Source organism: Streptomyces sp. NPDC059989, assembly GCF_042736975.1.
Lineage (GTDB): Bacteria > Actinomycetota > Actinomycetes > Streptomycetales > Streptomycetaceae > Streptomyces.
Window position 1 is genome coordinate 1 of the sequence record NZ_JBHWUO010000127.1, and the last position, 2,701, is coordinate 2,701.

3 protein-coding genes are annotated in these 2,701 nt (G+C 70.5%); all 3 read right to left on the reverse strand.

Features of this window, described 5'->3' with window-relative positions:
- Window positions 1-704, reverse strand: a 704-nt coding sequence (locus ACFWBN_RS39740) for an adenosylhomocysteinase (RefSeq protein ID WP_385186720.1), incomplete at its 3' end; no start/stop codon positions are given.
- Between the two features lie 5 nt (window positions 705-709).
- Window positions 710-1,666 carry a methylenetetrahydrofolate reductase [NAD(P)H] gene (metF, locus tag ACFWBN_RS39745; protein ID WP_385186723.1) on the reverse strand — a complete coding sequence of 319 codons (957 nt, stop codon included), beginning with the start codon at window positions 1,664-1,666 and terminating at the stop codon, window positions 710-712.
- Window positions 1,667-1,696: 30 nt separating this feature from the next.
- Window positions 1,697-2,701: vitamin B12 dependent-methionine synthase activation domain-containing protein (locus ACFWBN_RS39750; protein WP_385186725.1), on the reverse strand; the 1,005-nt coding region annotated here is incomplete at its 5' end.

The window sequence follows — 2,701 nt, forward strand, 5'->3', positions numbered from 1 at the left end:
CGGTTGATGCCGTCGATCAGGGAGTGCCGGCAGCCGTACTTGTTGTCGAACTTCGACTTGGTGACGGCGTCGTTCACGTTGATCGCCGGGAAGAGGAGGGCGCCCTCGCGGTGCATCTCGTAGAGGCGGTGGACCCCGGTGGTGGTCTCCTCGGTCACGCCGCGGATGCCGGCGGCCAGCGCCGTCCAGTCGATGGCGGTCTTCCCCAGCAGGTCCAGGACCAGGGCCATTTCCTCGTTGTCCGCGGTGGACGGGTCCGGGACCTGGCCGGCCTTCTGGTATTCGACGCCCTTGTGGACGAGGAGGGTGGCGTCGCCGCCGTCGTCGAGGATCATGTTGGGGCCCGCGTGCCCGGGCCAGGTCAGCGCCTGCTCCGTGCACCACCAGTACTCCTCCAGCGTCTCGCCCTTCCAGGCGAAGACCGGAATGCCGGCGGCGGCTATCGCGGCGGCGGCGTGGTCCTGGGTGGAGTAGATGTTGCAGGACACCCAGCGGACCTCGGCGCCGAGCGCGACGAGCGTCTCGATGAGCACGGCGGTCTGCACGGTCATGTGCAGGGAGCCGGTGATCCGCGCCCCGGCCAGGGGCTGCGAGGGGGCGTACTCCTTGCGGATCGACATCAGACCGGGCATCTCGTGCTCGGCAAGGGTGATCTCCTTGCGGCCGAAGTCCGCGAGCGAGAGATCTGCGACCTTGAAGTCCATGGGGTCTACTCCGTGATGGTGGTGGCTGGGTTCTGGCTGACGTTCAGGTTCTGATGGATCTCTAGAGTCGCGGTGGACTTGTTGAGGGTGATGTAGTGCAGGCCGGGTGCGCCCTCGGCGAGCAGCCGCTCGGACATGGCGGTCGCGTACTCGACTCCGATGCGGTGCCCGTCCGCCGGGTTGTCCTGCGCCGCTTCGAGCTTCTGTGCGAGGGCGTCCGGGAAGCGGGCGTCACTGAGCTCGGCGAAGCGGCGGATCTGGCGGAAATCGGTCGCCGGCATGATCTCGGGGATGACCGGGGTCAGGCAGCCGACGGCGGAGAGCCGGTCGCGCAGCCGCAGGTAGTCCTCGGCGTGGAAGAACATCTGGGTGATGGCGTAGTCGGCGCCGGCGTGGCACTTGGCGGCGAAGTGCCGGATGTCCTCGGTCCAGGAGGGCGAGCGGGGGTGCCGCTCGGGGAAGGCCGCCACGCCCACGGTGAAGTCGCCCAGCCGGCGGATGAGCGTGACCAGCTCGTGGGCGTGGTTCAGGCCGTCCGGGTGGGGCGTCCACACCCCCTTCGGGTCGCCGGGCGGGTCACCGCGCAGGGCGAGGACGTCGCGGATGCCCGCGTCGGCGTACTGGCCGATGATGTGGCGCAGTTCGGCGACCGAGTGCCCGACGGCGGTCAGGTGCGCGACCGGGCGCAGGGTGGTCTCCGCGGCGATGCGCTTGGTGACCTCGACGGTGCGGCTCCGCGAGGAGCCGCCGGCGCCGTAGGTGACGGAGACGAAGGAGGGCGCGAGGGCCTCTATGCGGCGGATCGCCGCCCACAGGGTCCGCTCGCCTGCGTCCGTCTTCGGGGGGAAGAACTCGAACGAGAAGGTCCGCCGGCCGGTGGCCAGCAGTTCACGGACGCCGAGGGGGGCGGGGGCACTGGACGTGCGGGGGCGTTCGGCGGTGGCGGCCAGGGCAGCCGGCATGTCGGACTCCTTTCCGGCTCGTGGGGGGTGTCAGCGTGCGTTGAAGTAGTTGGCTTCGGGGTGGTGGATGACGATGGCGTCGGTGGACTGTTCGGGGTGGAGCTGGAACTCCTCGGAGAGCTGGACGCCGATGCGCTCCGGCCGCAGGAGGTCGGCGATCTTGGCGCGGTCCTCCAGGTTGGGGCAGGCGGGGTAGCCGAGGGAGTAGCGGCAGCCCTGGTACTCGGTGCGGAACATGCCGTCCATGGACTCCGGGTCGGAGCCGCCGATGCCGAGGTCGGCGCGGACCCGGGCGTGCCAGTACTCGGCGAGGGCCTCGGCGAGCTGCACGGACAGGCCGTGGAGTTCCATGTACTCGCGGTAGGCGTCGGCGGCGAAGAGCCGCGCGGTCTCCTCGCCGATGCGGCTGCCGACGGTGACGACCTGGAGGCCGACGATGTCGGTCTCGCCGGACTCCTCCGGGCGGAAGAAGTCGGCGAGGCACAGGCGGCGGCCGCGCTGCTGGCGGGGGAAGGTGAAGCGGGTGCGCTCCGAGCCGTTCTCGCCCAGGATGATCAGGTCGTCGCCCTTGGAGACGCAGGGGAAGTAGCCGTGCACGACGGCGGCTTCGAGGAGGCCGTCGGTGTGCAGCCGGTCCAGCCAGCCGCGCAGCCGGGGCTGGCCGTCCGTGTCGATGGTGTCGGCGTCCTTGAGGCCCCACTGGCCCTTGAACAGCGCGTTCTCGTCGAGCCAGGAGGCGTACTCCTTGAGCGCGATGCCCTTGACCACGCGGGTGCCGAGGAAGGGCGGGGTGGGGACCGGGTTGTCGACGGCGACGTCGGAGCGGCCGCCGTCGAGGGGTTCCGCCACCTGGAGGAGCGGAGTGTCCCGCTTGGCGACGCGGCGCTGCTTGAGGGGCGGGAGCTCGACTCCGGGGACGCCGCGCTTGACGCCCATCAGCGCGTCCATGAGGCGCAGGCCTTCGAAGGCGTCGCGGGCGTAGCGGACTTCGCCTTCGTAGATCTCGTGGAGGTCCTGTTCGACGTAGGCGCGGGT

Excerpts from the sequence above, each read along its gene's own strand:
- metF (WP_385186723.1), bottom strand. The coding sequence starts at position 1,666 with ATGCCGGCTGCCCTGGCCGCCACCGCCGAACGCCCCCGCACGTCCAGT.